The sequence below is a fragment of the Allosalinactinospora lopnorensis genome, from assembly GCF_000981225.1.
Classification (GTDB): domain Bacteria; phylum Actinomycetota; class Actinomycetes; order Streptosporangiales; family Streptosporangiaceae; genus Allosalinactinospora; species Allosalinactinospora lopnorensis.
On the sequence record NZ_LAJC01000179.1, the window covers coordinates 1 to 1,277 of the forward strand.

Annotated in this window: 2 protein-coding genes; both read right to left on the minus strand. The window is 64.5% G+C overall.

Annotated features, from left to right (window positions below):
* Positions 1–37 precede the first annotated feature (37 nt).
* Positions 38–901 (minus strand): IS3 family transposase, encoded by an 864-nt coding sequence (locus VS93_RS26370; protein WP_156185035.1) that lies wholly within the window; start codon positions 899–901, stop codon positions 38–40.
* Positions 902–909: 8 nt separating this feature from the next.
* Positions 910–1,206 carry a transposase gene (locus VS93_RS26375; protein ID WP_046472539.1) on the minus strand — a complete coding sequence of 99 codons (297 nt, stop codon included), beginning with the start codon at positions 1,204–1,206 and terminating at the stop codon, positions 910–912.
* Positions 1,207–1,277: the final 71 nt, after the last annotated feature.

Sequence of the window (1,277 nt, forward strand, 5' to 3'; positions counted from 1 at the left end):
TGAGCTTCCCCCGCTTGCACGGACGCCGTCGGTGAGGTCAGCCGCGGGTGTCTGAGGGCAGGTTGAGCCCTTCGAACGTGGTGGGGCTGTGCATCCCGATGCGGGAATGGCGCCTATGAGGATTGTACCAGCATTCTATCCATTCGAAGATCGCTGCGGCCAATTCATCGCGGGTTTTCCAGGTCCGACTGTCGAGCAACTCCAGTTGCATCGTCGCCCATAGCGACTCCATCATGGAATTGTCGTAGCAATCGCCCACCGTGCCCATCGACCCCAGCAGCCCAGAATCGCGCAATCGCTTTCCGAACGCCCATGAGGTGTACTGCGTCCCGTGATCGGAATGCAGAATCGTGGAACGCGGCAAAGGATTGCGCCGCGCGACGGCCATCGCCAGCGCATTGACCACCAATTCGGTATCCTGGCGCGCATCCATCGACCATCCGATGACGCGCCGCGAATAGGCGTCCATCACCGCCGCGCAGTAGAGTTTCCCTTCTTGAGTGGGGTGTTCGGTGATATCGGACAACCAGAGGCGGTCGCGCCGGGCCACGGTGAAGCGGCGCTGGACCAGGTCCTCCTCGGTGGCGGGGTTGGCCCGGCCGCGGCGGGTCCGGCGCCGGTAGAGGCCCTGCAGGCCGGCATCGCGCATGAGGCGCTCCACCCGCTTGCGGTTCACCCGCTCGCCCAGGCCCAGCACCAGTTCGGCGTGCACGCGCGGCGAGCCATAGGTGCCACGCGATTCCTCGTGAATAGTGCGGATCATCTTCGTGATTTCCTTGTTGCGCTGGGCGCGCGGCGATTCGGGCCGGTTGCGCCAGGCGTAGTATCCCGAGGTGGAGACGTTCAGTACTCGGCAGGCCACCGCGACCGGGATCGAGTCGGCGGCACATGCACGGACCAGCGCCTACATTACTTTGGGAGTACGTTCTCACTGGCGAAGTAGGCCGCGGCCCGTTTGAGGATCTCGTTCTCGGCCTCGAGTTGTTTGTTGCGGCGGCGCAGCTCGGCGAGTTCCTTCTTTTCCGCGCTTGTGGGCCGGGCGGCATCGCCGGCCGATTTTTCCTCGGCGGCGGCCTGGGCGACCCAGTTCTGCAGACACGAGCGACTGATACCGAGGTCTTTGGCGAGCTCGACGGTTGACTTGTTGCCTTGGCGCGCCAGCTCGACAGCGCGGCGGCGGAACTCGGGCGAGTGTGGAGAGGGCATGGACGACATCCTTCCTGATGATCACGCCTGCCCTCACCTCAAGTGTCCGCGCTACGGGGGGAAGCTCAGGG

Excerpts from the sequence above, each read along its gene's own strand:
- VS93_RS26375 (WP_046472539.1), bottom strand. The coding sequence starts at position 1,206 with ATGCCCTCTCCACACTCGCCCGAGTTCCGCCGCCGCGCTGTCGAGCTG.